This is a genomic window from Roseovarius indicus, from assembly GCF_008728195.1.
GTDB lineage: Bacteria > Pseudomonadota > Alphaproteobacteria > Rhodobacterales > Rhodobacteraceae > Roseovarius > Roseovarius indicus.
The window spans coordinates 812,624-838,001 of record NZ_CP031598.1 but is presented as its reverse complement, the minus strand read 5'-3'; the positions used below and the strand labels follow the sequence as shown (position 1 = coordinate 838,001).

Annotated in this window: 18 protein-coding genes and 1 pseudogene; 9 read left to right on the top strand and 10 right to left on the bottom strand. The window is 64.5% G+C overall.

Translation table 11 applies throughout. The features are described 5' to 3' along the window. Positions 1-9 precede the first annotated feature (9 nt). The 4 genes from dctP (at position 10) to RIdsm_RS03970 (ending at position 5,097) form a co-directional block, all read left to right on the top strand. The gene (dctP, locus tag RIdsm_RS03985) at positions 10-1,086 is read left to right on the top strand and encodes a TRAP transporter substrate-binding protein DctP (RefSeq protein WP_057820669.1); all 1,077 of its coding nucleotides are present in this window, start codon (positions 10-12) and stop codon (positions 1,084-1,086) included. Between the two features lie 101 nt (positions 1,087-1,187). Next, a complete protein-coding gene (locus tag RIdsm_RS03980) occupies positions 1,188-1,730 on the top strand; it encodes a TRAP transporter small permease (protein ID WP_082647531.1) in 543 nt (180 codons plus the stop codon). 4 nt (positions 1,731-1,734) lie between these two features. Then, positions 1,735-3,078, top strand: coding sequence for a TRAP transporter large permease (locus RIdsm_RS03975; RefSeq protein WP_057820673.1), 1,344 nt, complete (start codon positions 1,735-1,737; stop codon positions 3,076-3,078). 132 nt (positions 3,079-3,210) lie between these two features. Then, entirely contained in the window at positions 3,211-5,097 is a 1,887-nt protein-coding gene (locus RIdsm_RS03970) for a patatin-like phospholipase family protein (protein ID WP_057820675.1), read from the top strand. A gap of 142 nt (positions 5,098-5,239) precedes the next feature. On the opposite strand, the gene RIdsm_RS03965 is transcribed toward RIdsm_RS03970, so the two are convergent. From RIdsm_RS03965 to RIdsm_RS03930, 7 genes and pseudogenes are all read right to left on the bottom strand, one after another. Next, positions 5,240-6,232: an adenosine kinase gene (locus RIdsm_RS03965; RefSeq protein WP_057820677.1), complete on the bottom strand. Its 993-nt coding sequence runs from the start codon at positions 6,230-6,232 to the stop codon at positions 5,240-5,242. Between the two features lie 12 nt (positions 6,233-6,244). Then, positions 6,245-7,660, bottom strand: a complete 1,416-nt coding sequence (gene ahcY / locus RIdsm_RS03960) for an adenosylhomocysteinase (protein WP_151175214.1) — start codon at positions 7,658-7,660, stop codon at positions 6,245-6,247. A 34-nt stretch (positions 7,661-7,694) separates the two neighbouring features. Further along, a complete protein-coding gene (gene metK / locus RIdsm_RS03955; protein ID WP_057818985.1) occupies positions 7,695-8,885 on the bottom strand; it encodes a methionine adenosyltransferase in 1,191 nt (396 codons plus the stop codon). Between the two features lie 67 nt (positions 8,886-8,952). Further along, positions 8,953-12,689: pseudogene (metH, locus tag RIdsm_RS03950) on the bottom strand (methionine synthase). Positions 12,690-12,704: 15 nt separating this feature from the next. Beyond that, positions 12,705-13,577: a methylenetetrahydrofolate reductase [NAD(P)H] gene (gene metF, locus RIdsm_RS03940; RefSeq protein WP_057818980.1), complete on the bottom strand. Its 873-nt coding sequence runs from the start codon at positions 13,575-13,577 to the stop codon at positions 12,705-12,707. Between the two features lie 78 nt (positions 13,578-13,655). Beyond that, the gene (locus RIdsm_RS03935) at positions 13,656-15,347 is read right to left on the bottom strand and encodes a glycine/sarcosine N-methyltransferase (protein WP_057818978.1); all 1,692 of its coding nucleotides are present in this window, start codon (positions 15,345-15,347) and stop codon (positions 13,656-13,658) included. Between the two features lie 527 nt (positions 15,348-15,874). Beyond that, entirely contained in the window at positions 15,875-16,591 is a 717-nt protein-coding gene (locus RIdsm_RS03930; protein ID WP_057818976.1) for a GntR family transcriptional regulator, read from the bottom strand. Positions 16,592-16,837: 246 nt separating this feature from the next. On the opposite strand from RIdsm_RS03930, the gene RIdsm_RS03925 reads away from it, so the two are divergent. The 4 genes from RIdsm_RS03925 to RIdsm_RS03910 all read left to right on the top strand — a co-directional run bounded on the left by RIdsm_RS03925 (position 16,838) and on the right by RIdsm_RS03910 (position 21,905). After that, positions 16,838-18,382 carry an ABC transporter substrate-binding protein gene (locus RIdsm_RS03925; RefSeq protein WP_057818974.1) on the top strand — a complete coding sequence of 515 codons (1,545 nt, stop codon included), beginning with the start codon at positions 16,838-16,840 and terminating at the stop codon, positions 18,380-18,382. 81 nt (positions 18,383-18,463) lie between these two features. Beyond that, positions 18,464-19,429: an ABC transporter permease gene (locus RIdsm_RS03920; RefSeq protein WP_057818972.1), complete on the top strand. Its 966-nt coding sequence runs from the start codon at positions 18,464-18,466 to the stop codon at positions 19,427-19,429. 10 nt (positions 19,430-19,439) lie between these two features. Continuing rightward, the gene (locus RIdsm_RS03915) at positions 19,440-20,279 is read left to right on the top strand and encodes an ABC transporter permease (RefSeq protein WP_177228436.1); all 840 of its coding nucleotides are present in this window, start codon (positions 19,440-19,442) and stop codon (positions 20,277-20,279) included. Positions 20,280-20,282: 3 nt separating this feature from the next. After that, a complete protein-coding gene (locus RIdsm_RS03910) occupies positions 20,283-21,905 on the top strand; it encodes an ABC transporter ATP-binding protein (protein WP_057818970.1) in 1,623 nt (540 codons plus the stop codon). Here RIdsm_RS03910 and RIdsm_RS03905 read toward each other — a convergent pair. From RIdsm_RS03905 to RIdsm_RS03895, 3 genes are read right to left on the bottom strand one after another with little or no spacing between them, the layout of a single operon-like run. Continuing rightward, positions 21,902-22,936: a Glu/Leu/Phe/Val family dehydrogenase gene (locus RIdsm_RS03905; RefSeq protein ID WP_057818968.1), complete on the bottom strand. Its 1,035-nt coding sequence runs from the start codon at positions 22,934-22,936 to the stop codon at positions 21,902-21,904. The genes RIdsm_RS03910 and RIdsm_RS03905 overlap by 4 nt on opposite strands. A gap of 51 nt (positions 22,937-22,987) precedes the next feature. Then, complete coding sequence (locus RIdsm_RS03900) at positions 22,988-23,392, bottom strand: Zn-ribbon domain-containing OB-fold protein (RefSeq protein WP_057818966.1); 405 nt, start codon at positions 23,390-23,392, stop codon at positions 22,988-22,990. After that, complete coding sequence (locus RIdsm_RS03895; protein WP_057818964.1) at positions 23,385-24,548, bottom strand: acetyl-CoA acetyltransferase; 1,164 nt, start codon at positions 24,546-24,548, stop codon at positions 23,385-23,387. The genes RIdsm_RS03900 and RIdsm_RS03895 overlap by 8 nt, the downstream gene beginning before the upstream one ends. A gap of 106 nt (positions 24,549-24,654) precedes the next feature. On the opposite strand from RIdsm_RS03895, the gene RIdsm_RS03890 reads away from it, so the two are divergent. After that, positions 24,655-25,377 (top strand): TetR/AcrR family transcriptional regulator, encoded by a 723-nt coding sequence (locus tag RIdsm_RS03890; protein ID WP_057818963.1) that lies wholly within the window; start codon positions 24,655-24,657, stop codon positions 25,375-25,377. Position 25,378: the final 1 nt, after the last annotated feature.

The following is a 25,378-nucleotide window of genomic DNA, read 5'->3' as shown; positions in this document are numbered from 1 at the left end:
GGAATATCTATGAAACATATGTTCAGGGGGCTCGTCGTCCCCGCAATCGTAACGGCAGGTCTGGTGACCGCGGCCCTGTCGACGGCCGCCGAGGCCCAGACCCGCGAGCTGCGCTTCGCAGAGTTCGGCCCGAACGCCGGCGCCCGCGCAGGCGGCATTGTCTGGCTCGACGAAGAACTGCGCAAGCGCACGGATGGCGAGCTTGGCCTCGACATCATCTGGGGCGGCGCCCTTGTCGGCGCGGCCGGCGCGGCGCAGGCGATTTCCGACGGTGTGGCCGACATGGGCTCGATCGTGCCGGTCTATGCCCCGGGCGAGCTGGTCGTCTACGAAGTCGTCGACACCGGCGAGATCGCCGACGAATACGCCGGGATGATGGCGGCCTACGAGCTGATGACCACGCATCCCGACGCCCTGAAAGAGGCGGAAGACTTCAACGTCAAGTATTTCGGCAACTACACCACCGGGCCGACCCAGCTTCTGACCCGCGACACGCCGGTGCGCAGCCTCGACGATCTCGAGGGCCTGACAATCCGGACCACGGGCGCGCACGTGCCCGCGCTGGAAGCCTATGGCGCCGCGACGGTGTCGATGTCGCAGCCGAAGGTGTACGAGGCCCTGTCGAACGGGTCCGTCGACGGCTCGACCACCTATTATTACGTGGTCAACGGCTACAAGCAGTACGAAGTCGCCGACTACATGACCGAAACCGCGCTCGGCCAGACCCTGGGCTTCGGGATCATCATGAACAAGCAGACCTTCGAAAGCCTGTCGCCCGAGCATCAGGAAATCGTCGAGGAACTGGGCCGTGACTTCACGCTTAACATGGCCGAAATCATGGCCAACTCGCGCATCAACACCAAGGCCAAGCTGGCCGAAGGTATCGACGGCAAGAAGGTCGAAATGATCGACGCGCCCGAAGAGATGCGCCAGGCGCTGATCGAAGAAGCCCTGAAGGACAACGTCAACTGGGTCGAGAAGGCGAACAACAAGGGCCTCGACGGCGAGACCATCTCGCAGGAGTGGCTTGCGCTTACCGAGAAGTACCGTCAGGAAGTCGAAGACAACGGCTATCCCTGGGAGTGATCCGCACTCGCTAACGGCACATAGCGCCGGGCACGCGATCATGCGGGTGCCCGGCGTTTTTCCAACTCTAACCCAACTGCCCAACTCAAGGTGTCGCATCCATGACTTCCCTAGGCTCGGGTGTCCGCAAGGCGCAGACCCTACTCGAGAACCTCGCCATGATCCTTGCCGGGATCGTTTTGTTGACGATGGGCCTGATCATCGTCACCTCCATCCTCGGCAAGCATCTCTTTCTCCGGCCCATTCCGGATGACCTTCTGATGGTCGGCCTGCTGAACGTGGCCGTGATCGTCCTGCCGCTGGCTTATGTCGAACGGATGCGCGGGCATATCACCGTGACCGTGACGACCGACTGGCTGGGCCCTCGCGTCCTGGGTGCGCTGCGGGTTCTGGGTGCGGTGGCAATGGCCGTCTTCTTCGGCGGCATCGGTGTCATGGTCGTGGGGCGGATGCCCGGCGAGATCACCAAGGACGCCTATTACGACGGGGTGCTCCAGATCCCGACCTGGCCGATGAAGGCCGTGTTCGGCGCCGCAATCCTGCTGTTCGTCGCCCGCCTCATCCTGAGCATGGTCGACGGGGTTCGCACCATGCTGACCGGCGAGGACGACATTCCCCCTTCCCACCCGAACGAAGAGGTCTGACCCCATGGATCCCCTTATGGTCGGGCTGGTTGCGCTCGGCATCACCATCCTTCTTCTGGCCATCCGCGTGCCCATCGCCGCAGCGCTTGGCATTTCCGCCTCGGTTGGCGTGTTCATCATCTTCTCATGGCGCCCCGGGGCCGAGTTCATGCCGCAATACGCATGGCGGCCGACCCTGTCGCTGATCGCCAACGGGCCCTATGACTTTCTCAAAAGCTACAGCCTCGCCACGGTGCCGCTCTTCGTGCTGATGGGCCACCTCGCCTACGAGGCGGGTTTCACCACCGATGTCTACCGCGCGGCACGGCTCTGGCTGGCAAAACTGCCGGGCGGCGTGGCGATGGCCTCGGTCGTCGGCTGTGGCGGCTTTTCGGCCATCACCGGCTCCTCGGTTGCCTGCGCGGCGGCGATGGGGCGGATCGCGATTCCCGAGATGCTGAAATTCGGCTACTCCAAGCCCCTCGCCACCGGCTCGGTCGCGATCGGGGGCACGCTGGGCTCGCTCATTCCACCGTCGATCCTGTTCATCCTCTATGGCGTCTTCGCCGAGCAATCCATCGCGCGGCTGTTCATGGCCGCCATCGTGCCCGGCATCCTGTCGCTCCTGGCCTACATGCTGGTGATCTTCCTCTGGGCGAAGATCAAACCCTCCGCGGCGCCCCGCCCCGAGGAAACCATCACCGCCCGCGACCGTTGGCAGAGCCTTGCGAACTGCTGGTCGATCGTGGCCCTGTTCGTCGTGGTGATCGGCGGCATCTACGCCGGCTTCTTCACCCCGTCCGAGGCCGCAGGTGTCGGCGCCATCTCGGCCATGGTGCTGGGGCTTGTCCTGGGACGGCTCGATTTCAAACGCATCGTCGCCGCCCTGCGGGAGAGTGTCTTCCAGTCGTCGATGATCTTCGCCATCGCCGTGGCCGGGAAAATCTATGTGAGCTTCATCGCGCTCACCGGCCTCTCGGGCGCCATTGGCGACTGGATCTCCGCATCGGACGTCTCGATGATCACGGTGCTGCTGCTGATCGTTCTGTTCTACCTGATCCTCGGCATGTTCCTCGACCCGATCGGCATCATCCTTCTGACCCTGCCGCTGACCATCCCGATCGTCGGCGGCTACGACCTGTCGCTGATCTGGTTCGGGGTGCTTGTCATCAAGCTGCTCGAGATCGGGCTGGTGACGCCACCAATCGGGCTCAACGTCTTCGTCATCAAGTCGATCCTGGGCAATTCGGTGCGGCTTGAATCGATCTTCGCAGGTATCTCGCTGTTCCTCATCGCCGAAGTGGTGGTGCTGGCGCTGATCGCGGGCATACCGGCCATTTCGCTCTGGCTGCCCGGCATACTGATGTAATGGAACGCCCACCCGATCAGGCCGTGTTGATTTGACGGCCATGATCGGGGACATTCGAGACAGATACAGATTCTGCGCCCGCTTCGGCGGGCGCAAACAGTTTTTTCAAATACCGTGAGGATGGCGAGTTGCATGAATAAGCCCCATTACACCCCCGACGCGCTGCGCAAGCGGCTGTCTTCCGTTCCATTCCTGGCCGGATTGCAGGACGACGTCCTCGACCGGCTGGCCAGCGTCGGCACCACGCAGGAGGTTACCCGCGGCGATGTCCTCGTGGCCGAGGGCGAGGCGGCGGACACGCTCTTTTTCGTGCTGCAGGGGCGGTTCACCGTCACGCTGGGCGACACCCCGATCGCGGAACTCGACGCGGGTGAGCCCGTCGGCGAGATCGCCTTTTTCGCCGGGGGCGCCCGCACCGCAACCGTCACCGCCGCCCGCGCGTCAACGGTGCTTGCGCTGACCCGGTCGGATTATGACGCGGTTGCAGCAGACAAGCCGGCGTTGGGAGAAGCGATCATCCGGGCATTGGCGGCACGGGTCGTCGCAGGCAACCCCGCACGCCCGCATGTCGAGCTTCGTGCCCCCCGCATCCTTGCCGTGCTGCCCGTGACAGGCGCCCGCCTGCCCGAAGACTTCGTAGCCAAACTCATCCGCACCGCGGCCCTTTCGGGGGGACCGGTCCGCGTTCTCAGCCCCGAGGCGAACGAGGACGCCAGCCAGATGCGGTCGCGCATCTCCGAAGCCGAGGCCACGGCAAGCACCGTGGTCCTGCTCATCCCCGACACCGAGGCGCAGCCGGACTGGGCCGAGATCGCCAGCCAGAGCGCTGATTCGATCGCTCTCGTCGCGCCTCTCTCGGCCGAGCCACAACCGCCGGCGCCACTTCAGACCCGCCTGTTGCGTGGCCTGATCCGCCAGAACATCCATCTTGTCCTGCTGCGAGACCAGGCGTCGACGCCGATCTTGGGAACGGCCGCCTGGCTGGCCGAACGGCCAATCGGCCAGCATCACCACGTGGCGCTTGACGCGACCGCGGATTTCGAGCGGCTGGCGCGGTTCCTGACCGGCACGGCGACCGGGCTGGTCTTCTGCGGCGGCGCCGCCTTCGGCACCGCGCATCTCGGCATGCTCAAGGCGCTCAACGAGCATGGCTACGCGTTCGACATGGTGGGCGGCTCCAGCATGGGCTCGGCCATGGCGGGCGGCTATGCCATGGGGCTCGCCCCCGCTGAAGTCATGGATATCGTCGACGAGCTCTTTCTGAAAAGCGGCGCGATGAAACGGTACACGGCTCCGGTCTGGTCGGTGATCGATCACCAGCATTTCGACCGGGAACTCCGGCGGGTGACCCGCTCGCTCAACGCCGAAGACCTGCCCCTGCCCTTCTTCGCCGTGGCAACCAGCCTGACCCGCAACGACATCACGGTTCTGCGCGAAGGGCCGCTCTGGCGGGCGATCCGGGCGTCGACCGCCATTCCGGCCCTGTTCCCGCCGATGGTGATGCCGGATGGCGAGGTGATGATCGACGGCGGGTTGATCGACAACGCCCCGCTCGGGCCGATGCGCGATCTGAAGCCGGGGCCGAACCTCGTGATGAACATAACCCGCGCGCCCGACTGGCGGGTGCGGACCCCTTACGAAACTCTCCCCGGACGCGGCGGCGCGCTGCGGCGGATGCTTCTGCCCGGCGGAAAACGCGTGCGCTTCCCCGGAATATTCTCGGTGCTCTCGCGTACGATGGTCGTCAATTCCGAACGCCTGATGGCCCATGTCGAGCCGCGCGATGACGTCATCCTCACCATGCCGCCGCTGCCCAAGATGGGTTTCCTCGACTGGACAAAGGGACGCGCGCTGTTCGACCGAAGCTACAAGGTGATGAGCGAGAAGCTGGAATCCCACCCCGCCTCCGAAGAGCCGCGGCGCGGAACCGGACCGGACGCGCGCCTGCGTGCCATAGCGGCAGAGCTCAGCAGCGGCGCGGCGCATAACACCGCCCGGGCACCCCGCAAAACGGGGTGACGGACGTGTTGCAGCCGTCTCGGACGCGGGCACGACCCGGCACTTGCGGGGAAGGTGCGTCCGGCCACCGCATGGCCACGCAGGTTTTCAGAGAAAGCGTGTAACAGGTCAGGCCCCGCGGTACCGCAGGGCCTGACAATCCTTACGCAGCCGGCAGTGAAATCGCCTGCGCCGCCGCACCGTTACGGGCGCCGTAATGGGTCAGTACCGTCGCCGCCATTTCGGCGCCGCGCCGCCCGGCCTCGTCGACCGCCTCGCCACGCGCCAAAGCGCCGAGAAACCCGCTGGCATACGCATCGCCCGCGCCGGTCGTATCCACGACCTTTGCCACCGGTGCCGCGGGAATGCGGTGAACGCCGGTTCCATCCGCCACCAGCGACCCCGAGTCGTGCAGGGTGACCGCAACCACCGGCACAATGCCCATGGCCCAGCCGATTGCGCTTTCCGGGTCATCGGTTCCGGCCAGCTGGCCGATTTCCGACAGGTTCCCCACAAGGATATCGACATGCCGGGTGATGAAATTCCACATGACGTTCTGATTGCGTTCGACGCATCCGGCATCCGACGGGGTAAGCGCAATACGCGCCCCGGCCGCCTTGGCCCTCTGGGCCGCATCCTCGATCACGGCCGCCCCTTGCGGCGCATCCCACAGGTAGCCTTCGATAAACAGGATATCGACCCCATCGGGCATGGCCTCGGCCAGGTCGGACGGCGCCATCGTCGTCGCCGCACCGAGATAGGTGCTCATGGTACGCTCGCCATCGGGCGTCACCAGCACGACGCAGCGGCCGGTGCCGGTATCGCCATCCGCCGCCTCGGTCACCGGTGCGGCGATGCCGAGACCTTCCATTTCCTGCCGGAAGGTCTGGCCCAGGTCGTCATTGGCGACCTTGCCGAGATAGGTGCCTTTCACCCCGGTTTCCGCCAAGTGGGCGATGGAATTGGCAACCGACCCTCCCGATTGGCGCACCCCAGGGCCGACCTCTTCGAAAAGCGCCTGCGCGGCACTGGCATCGACAAGATGCATGCCGCCCGGGCTCAGGTCGTGGCGGTCGATCACGGCGGTGTCCACCGCCGCGACCACGTCGACAATCGCATTGCCGAGCCCCACGATATGGGGCGTCTCCTTGCTCATGTCAGCCATCCCTCAATACCTGTAATGTTCCGGCTTGTAGGGACCGTCCTTGGGCACGCCGATGTAATCGGCCTGATCCTCCCGAAGCTCGCTCAGCTTGACGCCGATCCGCTCGAGATGCAGGCGCGCGACCTTTTCGTCGAGATGCTTGGGCAGGATGTAGACGTTGTTGTCATACTGGTCGCCCTTCGTCCAAAGCTCGATCTGCGCCAGAACCTGGTTGGTGAAGGAGGCCGACATCACGAAGCTCGGGTGACCGGTGGCGTTGCCGAGGTTCAGCAGGCGGCCTTCCGACAGAAGGATGATCCGCGCGCCCGAAGGCATCTCGATCATGTCCACCTGGTCCTTGATGTTGGTCCATTTGTGGTTCTTCAGGCTCGCCACCTGGATCTCGTTGTCGAAGTGGCCGATATTGCCGACGATCGCCATGTCCTTCATCTCGCGCATATGCTCGATGCGGATCACGTCCTTGTTGCCGGTCGTGGTGATGAAAATATCGGCCGAGTTCACCACGTCTTCCAGCGTGACAACCTCGTAGCCGTCCATCGCCGCCTGCAGGGCACAGATCGGGTCGACTTCCGTCACCTTCACACGCGCACCGGCGCCCGACAGCGAGGCGGCCGAGCCCTTGCCCACGTCGCCATACCCGCACACGACCGCGACCTTGCCGGCCATCATCGTGTCGGTCGCGCGGCGGATGCCGTCGACAAGGCTTTCCTTGCAGCCATACTTGTTGTCGAATTTCGACTTGGTGACAGAGTCGTTCACGTTGATCGCCGGGAACGGCAGGTGGCCCTTCTCCATCATCTTGTAGAGACGGTGCACGCCGGTGGTGGTCTCCTCGGAGACACCCTTGATCATGTGCCGCTGCTTGACGAACCAGCCGGGGCTTTCCTTCATCCGCTTCTTGATCTGCGCGAACAGGAATTCCTCTTCCTCGCTCTGCGGGTTCTCGATCAGGTCGGTCTCGCCCTCTTCGACACGCGCCCCCATCAGGATGTACAGCGTCGCATCGCCGCCATCATCCAAGATCAAGTTGGCGCCGCCTTCCTCGAACTGGAAGATCTGGTCGCAATACTCCCAATACTCCTCGAGCGTCTCGCCTTTGACAGCAAAGACGGGCGTCCCGCCTTCCGCGATCACGGCGGCTGCGTGGTCCTGCGTGGAAAAAATGTTGCAGCTCGCCCAGCGTACGTCAGCCCCGAGCGCCACCAGCGTCTCGATCAGGCAGGCGGTCTGGATCGTCATGTGCAGCGAGCCCGCGATGCGTGCCCCCTTGAGCGGCTTGTCAGTCCCGTACTCCTCGCGCAGGGCCATCAGCCCCGGCATTTCCGTCTCGGCGATGTCCAGCTCCCGCCGGCCAAAGCCGGCGAGGTTGATGTCGCGGATCGCGCTGTCTTCGGGTGTAAAGCTTTCCGGCTTGTTCATGTCCCGTATCCTTTCTTTTCTGTCCTGTTCCGTCTCACTCGGCCGCGGCAGAGGCGCCGAAGGTGCGGGCCAGCTCGTTGGCAAGGTCTGTGCGTTCCCAGCTGAACCCGCCATCCTCGGCCGGCACGCGCCCGAAATGGCCATAGGCCGCGGTGCGGGCGTAAATCGGCTTGAGCAGATCGAGGTGATCGCGAATGCCGCGCGGCGTCAGGCGCACCATCTCTCGCAGTGTCGCGGCGAGGCGGGTCTCATCGACTCGGCCAGTGCCCAGCGTATCGACGTAAAGCGCCACCGGCTCCGGCACGCCGATCGCATAGGCCAGCTGAATCTGGCATTTCTCGGCCAGCCCGGCGGCCACGACGTTCTTCGCCATGTAGCGCGAGATATAGGCCGCCGAACGGTCGACCTTCGTCGGGTCCTTGCCCGAGAACGCCCCGCCACCATGCGGTGCGGCCCCGCCATAGGTGTCGACGATGATCTTGCGGCCGGTCAGGCCCGCGTCGCCATCCGGGCCGCCGATCACGAAGTTGCCCGTCGGGTTGACGATGATCTTGTCCTGCGAGGGCAGGTTCCAGCCCTCGGCCTTGAAACAGTCGGTGATGTAAGGCTCCACCAGCTTGCGCACGTCGTCCTGGCTCAGGCCTTCCGCATGCTGGGTGGAAACCACCACGGTGTCGATACCAACGGGCTTGCCGTTCTGGTACTTGAGCGTCACCTGGCTCTTGGCATCAGGCCCGAAATTCGGCTGCTTGCCGGATTTCCGGTCCTCGGCCATCGTGCGCAGGATCTTGTGCGCGAACTGGATCGGTGCCGGCATCAGCTCTTCGGTCTCGTTGCAGGCGTAACCGAACATGATGCCCTGGTCGCCGGCACCTTCCTCGCCCTTGTCGCCTTCGTCGACGCCCATGGCGATATCGGCCGATTGGGCGTGCAGGCGGCAGACGATCTCGGCGTCCTTCCACGAAAAGCCGTGCTGCTCGTAGCCGATGTCCTTGATCGCATCGCGGGCGATCTGTTCGACATCCTTGAGCACGTTCTCCGGGCCGCGCACCTCGCCGGCGATGGTCACGTGGTCGGTCGTGGCCAGCGTTTCGCAGGCAACGCGCGATTGCGGGTCAGCGGCGAGATAGGCATCCAGCACCGCGTCCGAGATCCGGTCACAGACCTTGTCGGGGTGCCCCTCGGACACCGACTCGCTGGTGAATAGCCATGACTTGTCGCTCATAATTGGTCCTTTCTCCACTTTCGTGGGGTTGGGTCGCTTTTGGCAAAAACTGAATTTTTGCAGGGGGTCAGGCGATCTTGCGATCCGCCGACGACTTGTCGGGCGTGTAGGACAGGCTGGGTTGCAGCCACGCCTCCACCTCGGCAATCTTCATGCCCTTGCGCTCGGCATAATCCGCCACCTGGTCGGGGCCGATCCGGCCGATCCCGAAATAGGCAGCCTCGGGGTGCGCGAAATACAGCCCCGACACGGCCGAGGCCGGCCACATCGCGCAGCTTTCGGTCAGCGTGACGCCGGTATGCTCCGGCGCGTCGAGCAGGTCGAACAGCGTGCGCTTCTCGGTGTGGTCCGGGCAGGCCGGATAGCCCGGCGCCGGCCGGATGCCGCGATACTGCTCCCGGATCAGCGCCTCGTTGTCGAGCGCCTCGTCAGAGGCATAGCCCCAGAGGCTGCGGCGCACGCGGGCATGCAGCGCCTCGGCAAAGGCCTCGGCGATCCGGTCGCCCAGCGCCTGCACCATGATGGCGTCGTAATCGTTGCCCTCTTTCTTCAGCCGCTCGGCGATCTCGTGCACCTCCGGCCCGGCAGTGACGGTGAACCCGCCCACCCAGTCCTCGGTGCCCTCGGGCGCCACGAAATCGGCAAGGCACATCTGCGGCTTGCCGTTCGACTTGCTGCGCTGCTGGCGCAGTTGCGGCATGCGCGACGCCACGGTCTTGCGGCTTTCATCAGACCAGACCACGATATCGTCGCCCTGCGCATTGGCCGGCCAGAGCCCGACAACCCCACGCGGGCTGAACCAGTCTTCCTTCTCGATCCGATCCAGCATCTTCTGCGCGTTGTCGTAAAGCTCGCGCGCCGCGGGCCCCTTGTCCGGATCCTCGAAGATCTTCGGGAACTTGCCCTTCATCTCCCACGTGTTGAAGAACGGCGTCCAGTCGATGAACTCGCGCAGCTTGGCGATGCCCATGTCGTCGATCACCGTCAGCCCCGGCGTCTGTGGCGCGGGCGGGGTGTAATCCTCCCACCCGCCATCGAACTTCGCCTGCCGCGCCTCGGCCAGCGGGGCAGTGGGCCGGTCGCCCTGCCCGCTCATGCCCTCGCGCAGGGTCTCCTGCTCTTCGGAAATCCCCGCCAGGTACTCCGGCCGCGCCGTCTTCGACAGAAGCCGCGACACCACACCAACGGCCTTCGAGGCGTCATCGACATGGATCACGCCATGTTCATACTCCGGCGCGATCTTCAACGCCGTGTGCTTCTTCGATGTGGTCGCCCCGCCGATCAGCAGCGGCAGGTCGAGCCCCTGACGCTTCATCTCGGCGGCCACGTCGACCATCCGGTCAAGTGACGGCGTGATCAGCCCGGACAGCCCGATGATATCGGCCTTCTCCTTCTTCGCGGCGGCAAGGATATCCTCGGTCGGCACCATCACGCCAAGGTCGACCACGTCGTAATTGTTGCACTGCAACACGACGCCGACGATATTCTTGCCGATATCGTGAACATCGCCCTTCACGGTCGCCATCACCACCTTGCCCTTGGCCGAGGTATCGCCCGACAGGCGCTTTTCCTCTTCCATGAACGGCAACAAGTGGGCCACGGCGGCCTTCATCACCCGGGCCGACTTCACCACCTGCGGCAGGAACATCTTGCCCGCGCCGAACAGGTCGCCGACCACGTTCATGCCGTCCATCAGCGGGCCCTCGATCACGTCGAGCGGCTTTTCCGCCCGCTGGCGGCATTCCTCGGTGTCGTCGATCACGTAATCGGTGATGCCGTGCACCAGCGCGTGCTCGAGCCGCTTCTCGACGGCCTGCTCGCGCCATTTCGGGTCTTCCTTCTTCGACGCCTCGCCCGAGCCCTTGTACTTGTCGGCAATCTCCAGCAGCCGCTCGGTCGCGTCGTCGCGGCGGTTGAGAAGCACGTCCTCGACCCGCTCGCGCAACTCCTCGGGGATGTCGTCGTAAACCGTGATCTGACCGGCATTGACGATCGCCATGTCGAGACCCAGCGGAATGGCGTGATACAGGAAAGCCGAGTGCATCGCCTCGCGCACGGCATTGTTGCCACGGAAGCTGAACGACACGTTCGAGAGCCCCCCCGAGACATGCACATCCGGCATCGCCTCCTTGATCAGGCGGGTCGCTTCGAAGAACGCCTTGGCATAATCGTTATGCTCTTCGATCCCCGTCGCCACGGCAAAGATGTTCGGGTCGAAAATGATGTCCCACGGCTCGAACCCGGCGTTCTCGACAAGCAGGTCGTAGGAGCGTTTGCAGATCTCGAACTTATGCTGCGCGGTCTCGGCCTGGCCGTTCTCGTCGAAGGCCATGACCACCACGGCAGCGCCATAGCGGCGCACCGTGCGGGCCTGTTCCAGGAACGCCTCCTCGCCTTCCTTGAGCGAGATGGAGTTGACCACGGCCCGGCCCTGCACGCATTTCAACCCGGCCTCGATCACCTCGAATTTCGAGCTGTCGATCATCACCGGCACGCGGCTGATATCCGGCTCGGACGCGATGAGGTTGAGGAAGGTCTTCATCGCCTCTTCCGAGTCGAGCAGACCCTCGTCCATGTTCACGTCGATGATCTGCGCGCCGTTCTCGACCTGCTGGCGGGCCACGTCGAGCCCGGCGGCGTAGTCGCCATCCATGATCAGGTTCTTGAACTTGGCAGAGCCCGTCACATTGGTCCGCTCGCCGATATTGATGAAGCTGGAAACGCCTGTGCTCATGCCGCGCCCTCCTTGGTGTCCGCGCCCTGGGTTTCGAACATCTCCAGCCCGCTCAGGCGCATCCTGCGCACCTTCTGCGGTATCTTGCGCGGGCTCTTGCCCTCGACCGCCTGCGCAATGGCGCGAATATGGTCGGGCGTGGTGCCACAGCAGCCGCCGACGATGTTGACGAGGCCGGAATCGGCCCATTCGCCCAGGTGCTCGGCGGTTTCCTCGGGCGTTTCGTCATAGCCGCCCATCTCGTTGGGCAGGCCGGCATTGGGGTAGGCGCTGATGCGCGTATCCGCGACCTCCGACAGGGTGCGCACGTGCTGGCGCATCTCGCCCGCCCCCAGCGCACAGTTGAGGCCGATGGAAAACGGCCGCGCGTGGCTCATCGACACCCAGAACGCCTCGGGCGTTTGGCCGGTCAGCGTGCGCCCCGATCGGTCGGTGATGGTGCCGGAAATCATCAGCGGCGGAATGGTCAGCCCCTCGTCAGACAGGCTGTCGATGGCAAAGAGTGCGGCCTTGGCGTTGAGCGTGTCGAAGATCGTCTCGATCAGCAGCACGTCTGCGCCCGCCTCGATCAGCGCCCGCGCCGCCTCGCCATAGGCCTCGGCAAGATCGTCGAAGGTCACCCCCCGGTAGCCGGGGTCGTTCACGTCGGGGCTGATGCTGGCGGTCTGGTTCGTCGGCCCGATACCGCCCGCCACGAAGCGGGGCCGCTCGGGCGTGGCGACCGCGTCGGCGGCCTCGCGCGCCAGTCGCACGGATTCGACATTCATCTCCTTCACCAGGTCGGTCATCCCGTAATCGGCCTGGCTGATCGCGTTGGCGCCAAAGGTGTTCGTACAAAGGATATCGGCGCCCGCGTTCAGGAAATCCTCGTGGATCTTCCGGATCATGTCGGGCTGCGTCAGCGACAGAAGCTCGTTGTTGCCGCCCACATCGCTGGGATGATCCTTGAACCGCTCACCGCGATACGTCGCCTCGTCGGGCTTTTCCTGCTGGATCATCGTGCCCATCGCCCCGTCGAGGACAAGGATCCTGTCCTCGGCGGCGGCGGTTATGTCATTGGTGTTGGTCATGCGTGTTTCAATCCTTCAAGCGGCATCTTCCGCCGGTATATCTGGTGTCAGCCCCAATGTCCGGCAAACGGCCAGGGTCACCTTGGGCTGGTTGAGCGTGTAGAAGTGGAACTCCGTCACGCCCTCTTCGATCAGTCGGCGGCATTGCTCGGCAGCAACGCCGGTTGCCACCATCGCGCGGGTGTCGGGCGCATCGTCCAGCCCGTCGAACATCTGGCCGAGCCAATCGGGAATCGTTGCGCCGCAGCCCTCTGAAAATCGCTTGAGGCCGCCGAAATTCGCCACAGGCATAATGCCCGGTACAATTGGCGCGTCAATGCCGGCCGCCCGGGCCCGGTCGATGAAACGCAGCACGGTGTCGGTGTCGAAGGCATACTGCGTGATCGCCCGCGCGGCCCCGTTGTCGATCTTGCGCTTGAGATGGTCGAGATCGGCCCCGGCATCCTTCGCTTCGGGATGCACCTCGGGATAAGCCGCAACGGAAATGTCGAAATCGCCAACCTTCCGCAGGGCCGCAACCAGTTCGGCGGCGTCATGATAGCCATCGTCCGGCACCGTCTCGCCCTCTGGCAGGTCGCCGCGCAGGGCGACGATCTTCCGAATGCCGTTCTCCCAGAACCCCTCGGCCTGGCGGTCGATCTCGGCCCGGCTGGCGCCGACACAGGTGAAATGATGCGCCACGGGCCGGCCGGTCTGCCCGGCGACCATCTCGACCACGCGTGCCGTCGTGTCACGGGTCGTGCCACCGGCGCCGTAGGTGACCGAGAAATAGGTCGGGTCGGCGGCGCTCAGCTGGCTCACGGTGTCACCCAGGCGGGTGATGCCGGCGTCGGTCTTGGGCGGGAAAAGTTCAAAGGAAATCGACAGATCGTCGGACATACCTGTCATGCGCGGGTTATCTCCATCTCGGTGGTCGGGATCAGAGGAATATGGCGGGGATGCCGAAGCACCCCCGCCACGGTCGGTTCAGTGCCGCACGGGTTTGCGGAATTGCTGGATGCCCCAGGCCAGGTGGCCGTCATCCGCCGCCTTGACCCAGTTCTCGAGGCCCACGGCCATCTTGTCGAGATACTCGGCCGAGCAGCCTTTCTCGCGCAGCTCGTTGTAATGCGCCAGAAGCTCCTCGCGGACCCGGGCGTAATGCGCCCGCAGGTCGGCAACCGCATCCTCCTGCTGGACCGTCTCGAAACCAAGCGCCTCGGCGGTCTTGCGATAGAAGGCGGGCGAGCCCAGGCTGTTCAGTTGCAGCCGGTCATAGACGGGCTGAAGCACGCCATCCGGCACGTCATCGGCCTGCATCGGGTCGGTAAAGATCAGGTGACCGCCCGGCTTGAGCACCCGGAACGCCTCGGCCAAAACCTGGTCGCGCTGGTCGGAATGCAGGAAGGCATCCTGGCTCCACACCACGTCGACACTCTCGTCGGCCTCGGGCACATCCTCGAACACGCCATGCCGGATACCGATCTTGTCGGCCAGCCGCGCGGCGCGGACCTTGCCGAGGTTATACTCGTTCTGCGTCTCGGAAATGTTCAGGCAGACGGCCTCGCAGCCGGTCTTCTTCACGACGGTGCGCATCGCCCCGCCATAGCCGGCACCAAGATCCAGAACCCGCGACCCCGATTTCAGGTCGGGCAGCGCGTCGATCATGCCCTCGATGGTCAGGTCGCTGGCTTCGCGGATGTTCTTGGTGGTCGAGTAACGCCCGATATGCAGGTCCTCGCCGCCCCAGATGGTCGAGTAGAAGGTATCGGCATCATCGCTGTCATAGTAGGTTTCCGCGACATCCCGGATATCGGCCTGCCCATCGGCACCATTGCCGCCCCAGCGGGCCACATGTTCGGCCGACTTCTCGACGACATGGATAAAGAAGTCGGGCTCATCCTCGGCATAGGTATCCTGAAAGTCGCCATAGGTGCGCACCCGCTCGAACCCGGCTTCGCGGAACAGCCGGCGCATGTAATCCTTGCGGATCGGGCACAGGTTCAGCGTGTAGGACGCCCCGTCGGGAAAGTCATAGCGCATCCGGCACAGGCCTTCGTCGATATGCTCGGGCTCGGCGCTGACGTCATCGCCACAATAGTAATACTTGTGCTTGCTCGAAAAGCCGTGGTCGAGCATCTCGTCATAGTTCCGCTGATCGAGGATCAGCACGCCGTCATGTTTCAGCGCGGCATAGAACTCTGCCAGCGCGCGGCGGCGGTCCTGTTCCTCGTGCAGGTGGGTGAACGAATTGCCGAGACAGATGATCGCGTCGTACTTGCCGTGAATGTCACGGTTGAGCCAGCGCCAGTCGGCCTGCGAGGTCTTCAGGATCAGACCACGCGCCTGCCCGTTCTCGAACGCCTTGGCAACCATCGCGGCGTTGCCGTCCGACGCGGTCACGTCGAAGCCCGCCTCGGTCAGCCGGACCGAGTGAAACCCGGTGCCACAGGCGACGTCGAGCACACGCTCCTTGCCACGGGCCTTGAGGATATCGATGAAGAACTGGCCTTCGCTCTCGGCACGGCCGTCCCAGTCGATCAGCTCATCCCATTTGTCCACGAAGGGCGTGACGTATTCCTTGCGGTAATGCCCCGTCTCACGGTCCTCCAGCGGATCCCTGCTATAGGCTTGCTGGGTCATGGTAAGTTCGGCATTGCCGGCGAGGTCGCTGGTCATGTCTTTCTCTCCGCTGTGTGATGACGGCGGCCCGCATGCGGGCACTGTTCACCCTCCCGCCGTCCGCGGTGCGGAGTACGGAAGCGTCGCCGTCATGGTCATTGTTTTCGCCTCGCACCTCTCATAGATTGCGAAGCATATCGGATCGTCGCGGCACGCTTCAGTGCTCCATGCCACGGGGTCGGGATGCTTTTACCGTCGAAGCTTTTTCTATCCCGACTCACTGTGCCTATGGTTATCGTTGGCAAGCTGCGACGGTTCAAGGTTTGTATGCGACTTTTTGATGAAGATTGGTACTTTGGCGCACAAACCATTCTCTTTGCCCAATAATCCATCGGGCGAAAATTTGTGCAACCGCATCCGGACTACACTTTTTCCGAACTATAAACTTAAATCAATCTACTTTTAGTTGTATAATTTCCAAACTGATTTGCTTTGTGTCGTATCGAAAAGCAGGTCAGGCAATGTGACTTTCCGCAAGGTTCGCCTCGTATCGCACCGAACCACCCGGGCCATGTCGCGCCGGGCTACGCCTTCGGCCCGCCCGTCTGGGCCTCCTCGGCCTCGAGCGTGCGAAACCGGCCGACCACCGTCTCGCGCGCCACACCGATATGATACTCCATCGCCGCCCGCGCCTCGGCCTCGTCCCCCGACAGCAGCGCATCGATGATGAGGTAATGATTGCGTGCCACAAGGCCCGGCTCGTCGAACACGGTCTCGATCATTGCCGTGCAGGCCTGGATTTCCCAGGCCAGCTTGTCGAACACCGCCAGGAACCGCTTGTTGCCGCTGCTTTCCACGATCAGCCGGTGAAACTGCAGATCGACCCCGATCTGCAGGATCAGCTGGTTTTCCTCGGACATGCCGACCATGTCCTCGATCTGGTCGCGCAGCCGGTCGATGATCGCCTCGACCTTGCCCTCCCGCACCACCCGACCGGCGGCCTCTCGTTCGATGCACAAACGCAGTTCGTAAAGCGAATCGAGATCCTCGGCATCGATCGTCCTGACAAAGAACCCCCGGTTGGCATGCGACACCAGCAGCCCCGCGCTTTCCAGCAGCCGCGCGGCCTCGCGCACCGGCGCGCGGCTGACGCCGAATTCACGGGCTATGACGGATTCCGCCACCCGCTCCCCCGGCTTGAGCTTTCCCGACACGATCGCATCTGTCAGCATCCGGGCAATCCGCTGCGACAGCGCGTCGCGCGCAAGGGGCTGAAACAGGGGTTCGGACTTCGACGACATGGCCCCTGAATAACGGCGCGATTGTCGGTTGTCGACAATTTGGGTTGACTCGGCGCAACCCAGCCGGTGAATTAAAGAGGTATCGGGCGGTGATCTCACGCCGCCCGACAACATGACACCTGCGCCGCAGACCGGGCCAACCGGCATGGCGCGCTAGGACAAACAAGGCGGGGGCCGGCGCAAGCCTGAAATGCATTGCATTGGCCGGAGGACCGGCACCTGCGAAAACCAATCAGGGAGCCACAGATGAAGAAATTACTCACAGCGTCGATCCTGAGCCTCGGGCTGGCCATGCCAGCCGCCGCGCAGGACGCGGGGGGACGTCTCGACATCGTCGTACAGCCCGAACCGCCCAGCCTGATGCTCGGGCTCGTACAGAACGGCCCCACGCAGCTTGTGGCCGGCGACATCTACGAAAGCCTTCTGCGCTACGACACCGATCTCAACCCGCAGCCCTCGCTGGCCAAGTCGTGGGAAGCCTCGGAAGACGGCCTGACCTACACATTCACGCTGCACGACGGCGTGACATGGCACGACGGCGAACCCTTCACCGCCGAAGACGTGGTCTTCTCCGTCGATACCTTCCTGCGTGAAACCCATGCCCGCCTGCGCGTCAGCCTCGAACATGTCGAGTCGGTCACCGCGCCCGACGACACCACCGTGGTCTTCAAGCTGAAGAACCCGTTCGGGCCATTCATGGGCGTCTTCGAGGTCGGCACCATGCCGATCGTGCCCAAGCACATCTACGAAGGCACCGATTTCGCCAACAACCCGGCGAACAACACGCCCATCGGCACCGGCCCGTTCAAGTTCGAGGAGTGGGAAAAGGGCAGCTACATCCACCTCGTGAAGAACGAGGACTACTACCTCGACGGCAAGCCCTACCTGGATGAGGTCTACTACCGCGTCATCCCCGACGCCGCTTCGCGCGCCGTGGCCTTCGAAAACGGCGAGGTCGACGTCCTCCCCGGCGGCTCGATCGAGAACTGGGACGTGAAGCGCCTGACCGAGATGGAAGGCGTCTGCTCGACCGGCAACGGCTGGGAATACTTCGCCCCGCACGCGATGGCGTGGATGAACAACCGCGAGGGCCCGACCTCCGACAAGCTGTTCCGCAAGGCCGTCATGTACGCGATGGACCGCAACTTCGTGAAAGACGTGATCTGGAACGGCTTCGGCACCGTCGCCACCAGCCCCGTGTCGTCCAAGACCAACTTCTACACCGACGACACGATCATGTACGACCACAACCCCGACAAGGCCAAGGAACTGCTCGAGGAAATGGGCTATGACGGCGAAACCGTCCGCATCCTGCCCCTGCCCTACGGCGAAACCTGGCAACGCTGGGCCGAGGCGATGAAGCAGAACCTCGAAGAGGTGGGCATCAGCGTCGAGATGGTCGCAACGGACGTGGCCGGCTGGAACCAGAAACAGGCCGAATGGGACTTCGACATCGCCTTCACCTACCTCTACCAATACGGTGACCCGGCGCTTGGCGTGGCCCGCAGCTACCTATCCTCGAACATCGCCAAGGGCAGCCCGTGGAACAACGTCGCCGGCTACGAGAACCCGGAAGTCGACGAGATGTTCGCCGAGGCCGCCGTCGCGGCCAGCGCCGAAGAGCGTCAGGAAATCTACACCGAGATCCAGAAGCAGCTCGTCGACGACGTGCCCGTGGCATGGCTTCTCGAAATCGAGTTCCCGACGATCTACCGCTGCAACGTCAAGGACCTCGTGACCACCGCGATCGGCGTCAATGACGGCCTGCGCGACGCGTGGATCGAGCAATAACTCCGACAAGATCGCGGCCGGCCCCATATCTCGTGGGCCGGCCGCTTTCGGCCACCATCTCAAACCGGGTAGCCTGATCTCATGACACTTGCCGCCGCCATATTCGGGCGCCTTGCCAAGGCGGCGATCACGCTCCTGCTGATCGTCATCCTCAATTTCTTCCTGATCCACGCCGCCCCCGGCGACCCGGCCATGGTGATGGCGGGCGAAGCGGGCGCCGCCGACGAACAGTTCATCCAGCAACTGCGTGAACAGTTCGGCCTCGATCAGCCCCTCTACGTGCAGTTCTGGAACTACGTCTCGGGCGTCCTCCAGCTCGACCTCGGCTATTCCTACCGCCAGCAGATGCCGGTCCTCGACCTGATCCTCGACCGCCTGCCCGCGACCCTGCTGCTGACCCTCACCGCCTTCTGCATGTCGCTGCTGCTCGGCATCGCCTTCGGCCTCGCCGCCGCCGCGCGTCAGGGCAAGATGGGCGACACCGCGATTACCTCGATGGCGCTTCTCTTCTACGCCACGCCGCTCTTCTGGGTGGCGCTGATGGCCGTGGTTCTCTTTTCGGTCAAGCTGGGCTGGTTCCCCGCCTTCGGGTATGAGACCGTCGGCGCCGGCTACACCGGCCTTGACATGGTGCTCGACCGGCTCAAGCACCTGTTCCTGCCCGCCCTCACGCTGGGCCTCTTCTTCATGGCCGTCTACCTGCGCATGACCCGTTCTTCCGTGCTAGAAGTCAGCCAGATGGATTTCGTCAAGACCGCCCGCGCCAAGGGCCTGGGCGAAGGCACGATCCGCCGCCGCCACATCCTGCGCAACGCGCTGCTGCCAGTCGTCACGCTCGCCGGCCTTCAGGCGGGCCAGCTCGTCGGCGGCGCGGTCCTGACCGAAACGGTCTTCGCATGGCCCGGCATCGGCCGGCTCATGTTCGAAAGCCTCACCGCCCGCGACTACAACACCCTTCTCGGCGTGTTCCTCGTCTCGGCGGCCATGGTCATCGCCTTCAACATCATCACCGATATTGTCTATCGGCTGATCGACCCGCGGATATGAGGAGCCAGCCATGATCGACTTCCTCAAACGGTTTTCCCGCAATCGCGGCGCGCTCTTCGGGATGATCATCCTGACCATCGTGATCCTGCTCGCGGTCTTCGCGCCGCTCATCTACCCTGACAGCCCGTGGAAAATGGTGCAGCGGCCCTTCCTGCCGCCCTTCTCCACCGATGGCGTGATACTCGGCACCGACACGCTCGGCCGCGACGTGGCGGCGGGGCTGGTGCACGGCGCGCGCGTCTCGCTCATCGTCGGGCTGGTCTCGACCCTCGTCGCGCTTCTGATCGGCGTGCCGCTCGGCGCCTTCGCGGGTTTCTACGGCGGGCTGGTGGATGACGGCGCCATGCGCTTTACCGAGTTCTTCCAGACCATCCCCAACTTCGCGCTCGCCATCGTCCTCGTCGCGATCATGGAACCGACGCTCCCCACCATCACGCTGGCCATCGCCATCGTCAGCTGGCCCCCCGTCGCCCGCCTTGTCCGGGCCGAGGTGCTCTCCTTGCGAAAACGCGAATTCGTCGATGCCGCGCGACTGGCCGGCCTGTCGAACATCCGCATCCTCTTCGGCCACGTGCTGCCCAACGCTATGTCGCCGATCATCGTCATGGCCTCGCTCATGGTCGCCACCGCCATCCTGCTGGAAAGCTCGCTCTCCTTCCTCGGCCTCGGCGACCCCAACATCATGAGCTGGGGCTACATGATCGGCGCCGCCCGCACCGTGATCCGCACCGCATGGTGGCTCAGCTTCATTCCCGGCGTCGCAATCCTCCTGACGGTGCTGTCGCTCAACCTCATCGGCGAGGGGCTCAACGACGCCCTGAACCCCCGGCTGGCACGGAAGGGGCGCTAAGACATGACCACCCCCGTTCTCGCCATCCGCGACCTTGCGATCTCGCTCCCCCGGGGCGCCGACCGCGACTATGCCGTCCAGAATATCGACTTCGACCTGAACTCCGGCGAAATCCTCTGCGTCGTGGGCGAATCCGGCTCCGGCAAGTCGATGACCGCCAACGCACTCATGGGCCTCCTGCCCGACCAGGTCGAGGTCGCCAAAGGCTCCGCCGAATTCGAGGGCCGTGACCTGCTCGCCCTGCCCGACAACGAACGCCGCAAGCTGCGCGGCGCCCGCATCGGCATGATCTTCCAGGAGCCGATGACGGCGCTCAACCCGCTGATGCGGATCGGCGACCAGATCGCCGAGGTGTTCGAGGCCCACAACCTTCACAGCACTTCCGAACGCCGCGAAAAGGCACTGGCCCTCATCCGCGAGGTCGGCCTCCCCGACCCCGAAAAGATCATCCGCGCCTATCCCTTCCAGCTTTCCGGCGGCCAGCGCCAACGCGCGATGATCGCCATGGCCCTCGCCCTCGACCCCGCGATCCTCATCGCCGACGAGCCCACAACCGCGCTCGACGTCACCACGCAGGCCCAGATCCTCGACCTCATCAAGTCGATCCAGTCGAAACACGGCATGGCTGTGATGTTCATCACCCACGATTTCGGCGTCGTCGCGGAAATCGCCGACCGGGTGATCGTCATGCGCTACGGCGAGATTGTCGAACAGGGGCCCGCGAAAGAGGTGCTCGAAAACCCGCAGCACAGCTACACAAAGGCCCTGCTCGAGGCGATCCCCTCCGACCACGTCCCCGAACCCACGCCCATCACCGAGCAGCCCGTGCTCGAGGTGCGCAATCTTTGCAAGACCTTCGTCACCTCCGGCGGCCTCTTCAAACCCAAGCGCAGCGTGACGGCGATCGACAATATCTCCTTCACCATCGCCAAGGGCGAGGTGCTGGGAATCGTCGGCGAATCCGGCTCGGGCAAATCCACCGTCGGCCGCGCCATCGTCCGGCTGGTCGAGGCCGACAGCGGCGAGATCATCCTCGACGGCAAGGACATGAATTCGCTCACGACCGAGGAACTCCGCTCGGCCCGCCGCCGCGTCCAGATGATCTTCCAGGATCCCTACGCCTCGCTCAACCCGCGCAAGAAGATCCTGCACGCCCTCTCCGAAGGGCCCATCGTGCAGGGCGTGGCGAAGGAAAAGGCCCACGCCCGCGCCCGCGAACTGCTGGAAATCGTCGAACTCGACGCCGGCGCCGCCGACCGCTACCCGCACGAGTTTTCCGGCGGCCAGCGCCAGCGCATCGGCATCGCCCGCGCGCTCGCGATGGACCCCGACCTGATCATAGCCGACGAGGCCGTCTCCGCTCTCGACGTCTCGATCCAGGCGCAGGTTCTCGAACTGCTGCGCGACCTGCAGACCCGCCTGCACCTGTCGCTCATGTTCATCACCCACGACATGCGCGTCGCGGCCCAGCTCTGCGACCGCGTGGCGGTGATGCAGAAGGGCCAGCTTGTCGAGATCGGCCCTGTGTCCGAGGTCTTCCTCAAGCCGCAGAAAGACTACACCCGCAGCCTGCTCGCCGCCGTGCCCGGCACCGACTGGCAGATCGGCAGCGCCAAGGCAGGCTAAGCCGCGTCGATAACGGCGCGGGCATAGCGGATCGCCGCCTCCTGCGGGGTTTCGCCGGGTTGAACGTCGTCCAATATCCGGCTCAGCGTCGCGCCGATGCCCCGCACCTTCTTCTCGACCTCTTCCCGGTCGAGCCCGGTGATCGGTGCGCTCGTCCACATCACCCCGCCAGAATTCGCAACGAAATCCGGCGCATAGGCGATCCCGGCCTCGGCCACAGCCCGCCCCGCCGCCAGATCGGCCAACTGGTTGTTGGCCCCGCCGCAGATGATCCCGGCGCCAAGCTCCGGAATGGTCCGGGCGTTCAGCACCGCCCCGAGAGCACAGGGCGCAAACACATCGGCCTCGACGCCATGGATGCGCTCCGGCGCCACCACCTCGGCGCCACAGGCCTGTTGAAACTCACGGCACCGCTCGTCCGACATATCCGCCACGACCAGCGACGCCCCCGCCTCATGCAGCAGCCGTGCAAGGTTGCCGCCGACACCGCCCAACCCCTGCACCGCCACCCGCTTGCCGGCGAAATCGCGGCTCCCCGTCTCCCGCGCCAGCATCTCCTCGATCGCGCAGAATATCCCGAGCGACGTCACCGGCGACGGGTCAGCCGCGTCGTCCTCGCCGGCCCCCACGCCAAGAACATGCGGGGTGACCGAGGCGATCTCACGCACCATCGCCGGGCCAATCCCCACATCCTCGGCCGGCAGGTATCGCCCGTTCAACCGGTCTACCGCCCGCCCGAAGGCATGCAGCATCTCCACCGACGGCCGCTCTCCCGGCTTCAACAGGATCACCGACTTGCCCCCGCCCAGCGGCAGGCCAGCCACGGCATTCTTGAACGTCATCCCCTGGCTCAGCCGGAGAACGTCCGTCACCGCATCCGCCTCGCTCTCGTAGGCCCAGGCGCGCGTGCCGCCATGCGCCGGGCCAAGGGTGGTGTCGTGCATCGCGATAATGGCCCGCAGGCCCGACGCCTTGTCGCTCAGGAAAACCACGGCCTCGTGGTCATCGAAATCGGGCAGATCGGTGAGCATGGGAACGGCTCCTCTGGTCTAGGTCAGGATATTATCGACGCCCGGCGCCCCTCAGTCGTCGACGCGGCGAAACACCGGCACAGGCGGCGCCTCGGCCCGCTCGCGCCAGTCCAGCGTGACGGCATCACCAATTCCGGCGCTCTCGCCCAGCACATTGGTCAACAGCCGCGGCCCCTCCTCCAGATCGACAAGCGCCAGAAGGTAGGGCGGCGCAAGCTCCTCGGTCACCGGAATGCGAATGGTGGTCACGGAATAGATCACCCCGCGCCCCGAAACCTCTTCCATCGACAGCGCATCTGTCGCCCCGCAGTCAAGGCACATCGCCCGCGGATACATCTGCCGATGCCCGCAGGCCCCGCAGGCCTGAACCGTCAGGCGGCGCTCTTCGCAAGCAGCCCAGAACGCCTCGGTCGTCGGGTCGGCCAGGCCCCGGTCGGAAAGCGGATAATCAGTCATGTGCAAGCACCACCGTCGAAGCTGTGGAGAACGCGAGGCCCCCCGTTCCATGGGCGACACCGATCTTTGCGTCCGGCACCTGCCGCTCGCCGGCCTCGCCGCGCAACTGCCGCACGGCCTCGACGATCAGCAGAATGCCCAGCGCGCCGGGGTGGCAATAGGACAACCCTCCGCCCGAGGTCATCGAGGGCAACGACCCGCCCGGCTTCAACGCGCCCGAGGCGACCATCTCACCGGCCTCCCCCCGCCCGCAAAAGCCAAGATCCTCGAGATACATCAACACCGCATGGGTGAAGTTGTCGTAAGGCTGAAACACGTCGACATCGCCGGGCCCGATCCCCGCCATGCCAAACGCATCCCGCCCCGAGGCCCGGCCCGGCGTCACCGACAGGTCGGCACATTCCGCCACCCGCCACTGCGCCGTGCTTTCCCCCGCCCCGATCACCCGGATCGGCGTCTTCGCCGCATCCTTCGCCCGGTCTCCCCTTGTCAGAACGATCGCGCCCCCGCCATCGGTCACCAGACAGCAATCCGCCTTGCGCAACGGGTCGGCGATCGGGGCCGAGGCCATCGCCTCGTCAAGGCTCAGCGGGTCTCGCGCCCACGCCTTGGGATTCATCGCCGCCCATGTCCGCGCCGTCACCGCGACCTCGGCCATATGCTCGGGCGTGTTGCCCGTCTCGTGCAGGAACCGCGCCGCCGACAGCGCGTAATGCCCCAGCGGGAAATGGATGCCATAGGGCGCCTCGAACTGCCCCGAGAGAGAGCCGTCGCCCGCCGTCACCGCCTTGGGCCGGTTGCGGCGGCTGCGCTGGCGCGAGGCATAGGTGATCAGCGCCACGTCGCACCGCCCGGCCGCCAGCGCCAGCATCGCGTGATGCACGAAGAACTCGAACGACGCGCCGCCCATGTCCGAACTCTCGGCGATCCGCGGCCGGATCCCGAGGTACTCCCCCACCTGAACAGCACCTTCCTCGCCCATGTAATTGGTAAACAGGGCATCCACGTCCTTCAGCGTCAGGCCCGCCTCCGCCAGCGCCTCGACAGAGGCAAGCGCCGCCATCGAGAACTCCGACTGGTCAGGCACCTTGCCAAGCGGTGTTTCCGCGACGCCCGCGACATAGACAGGCGTGCGATGAGGATCAAAACGTTCCATTCAGGACCTCACAAAAACGAGTCAAAACAAACATGACGTCATTATCAATTTTGTGCAAGAGAGGTTTGTTGCCGCCGAAAGCCTCTGCTAATGTAAATCCATGACAATGACGGATCAGTCCCCGGCATCCCCCCCGAACCCGCAGCGCGGCGTAAAGGTCAGGGCCTATGCCGACACCCTGCGCAGCGAGCTCAAATCGAGCCCCTCGATGCGCAAAGGAGAGCGTACACGCCTGCGCCTCCGGATCGCGGCCGCCGAGGCGCTGGAAAAATCCGGGTATCAGGATCTCAAGGTCGCCGATATCTGCAAGCTGGCCGGGGTCTCGCTCGGCACGTTCTACATCTACTTCACCGACAAGGAAGACATCTCCGTCGGCATCGCCATGGATTTCGTCACCCATCTCTACGACGAGGCCCGCCGCGCCTCGAACGGGCTGGGCGACTGGCAGGCGGTCTATGAGACCAACCTGTTCTTCGTCAAAGCCTACGGCGCCAACCCCGGCCTCATGCGCAGCCACGTCCAGCTGCAATCGCTCGAACCGGCCTTCCGCGCGGTCTGGGAACCCCTGCATCAGGAATGGCTGAACCGCCTCGCCCGCTCGATCCGCCGCCGCTCGCCCGAGGATCTCTCGCCCGAAGATGCGCTGCGCATGGCGCTGGCGCTCGAACAGATGGTCTTCAGCTACATCTACAACGCGGTGGTCACTCAGGCCTTCCCCGTGAAGACCGATGAAAGCGACCCCGAGAAGCTGGCGAAAATGCTGACCCAACTCTGGTTCCGCGCCATTCACGCCCGCGACCCTACCCCGTCGGAAATGGCCGGCACCTGAA

What these genes read in the sequence shown, in the direction of transcription:
- dctP (WP_057820669.1), top strand. Translation starts at nt 10, where the DNA reads ATGAAACATATGTTCAGGGGGCTCGTCGTCCCCGCAATCGTAACGGCA.
- RIdsm_RS03980 (WP_082647531.1), top strand. Translation starts at nt 1,188, where the DNA reads ATGACTTCCCTAGGCTCGGGTGTCCGCAAGGCGCAGACCCTACTCGAG.
- RIdsm_RS03975 (WP_057820673.1), top strand. Translation starts at nt 1,735, where the DNA reads ATGGATCCCCTTATGGTCGGGCTGGTTGCGCTCGGCATCACCATCCTT.
- RIdsm_RS03970 (WP_057820675.1), top strand. Translation starts at nt 3,211, where the DNA reads ATGAATAAGCCCCATTACACCCCCGACGCGCTGCGCAAGCGGCTGTCT.
- RIdsm_RS03965 (WP_057820677.1), bottom strand. Translation starts at nt 6,232, where the DNA reads ATGAGCAAGGAGACGCCCCATATCGTGGGGCTCGGCAATGCGATTGTC.
- ahcY (WP_151175214.1), bottom strand. Translation starts at nt 7,660, where the DNA reads ATGAACAAGCCGGAAAGCTTTACACCCGAAGACAGCGCGATCCGCGAC.
- metK (WP_057818985.1), bottom strand. Translation starts at nt 8,885, where the DNA reads ATGAGCGACAAGTCATGGCTATTCACCAGCGAGTCGGTGTCCGAGGGG.
- metF (WP_057818980.1), bottom strand. Translation starts at nt 13,577, where the DNA reads ATGACAGGTATGTCCGACGATCTGTCGATTTCCTTTGAACTTTTCCCG.
- RIdsm_RS03935 (WP_057818978.1), bottom strand. Translation starts at nt 15,347, where the DNA reads ATGACCAGCGACCTCGCCGGCAATGCCGAACTTACCATGACCCAGCAA.
- RIdsm_RS03930 (WP_057818976.1), bottom strand. Translation starts at nt 16,591, where the DNA reads ATGTCGTCGAAGTCCGAACCCCTGTTTCAGCCCCTTGCGCGCGACGCG.
- RIdsm_RS03925 (WP_057818974.1), top strand. Translation starts at nt 16,838, where the DNA reads ATGAAGAAATTACTCACAGCGTCGATCCTGAGCCTCGGGCTGGCCATG.
- RIdsm_RS03920 (WP_057818972.1), top strand. Translation starts at nt 18,464, where the DNA reads ATGACACTTGCCGCCGCCATATTCGGGCGCCTTGCCAAGGCGGCGATC.
- RIdsm_RS03915 (WP_177228436.1), top strand. Translation starts at nt 19,440, where the DNA reads ATGATCGACTTCCTCAAACGGTTTTCCCGCAATCGCGGCGCGCTCTTC.
- RIdsm_RS03910 (WP_057818970.1), top strand. Translation starts at nt 20,283, where the DNA reads ATGACCACCCCCGTTCTCGCCATCCGCGACCTTGCGATCTCGCTCCCC.
- RIdsm_RS03905 (WP_057818968.1), bottom strand. Translation starts at nt 22,936, where the DNA reads ATGCTCACCGATCTGCCCGATTTCGATGACCACGAGGCCGTGGTTTTC.
- RIdsm_RS03900 (WP_057818966.1), bottom strand. Translation starts at nt 23,392, where the DNA reads ATGACTGATTATCCGCTTTCCGACCGGGGCCTGGCCGACCCGACGACC.
- RIdsm_RS03895 (WP_057818964.1), bottom strand. Translation starts at nt 24,548, where the DNA reads ATGGAACGTTTTGATCCTCATCGCACGCCTGTCTATGTCGCGGGCGTC.
- RIdsm_RS03890 (WP_057818963.1), top strand. Translation starts at nt 24,655, where the DNA reads ATGACGGATCAGTCCCCGGCATCCCCCCCGAACCCGCAGCGCGGCGTA.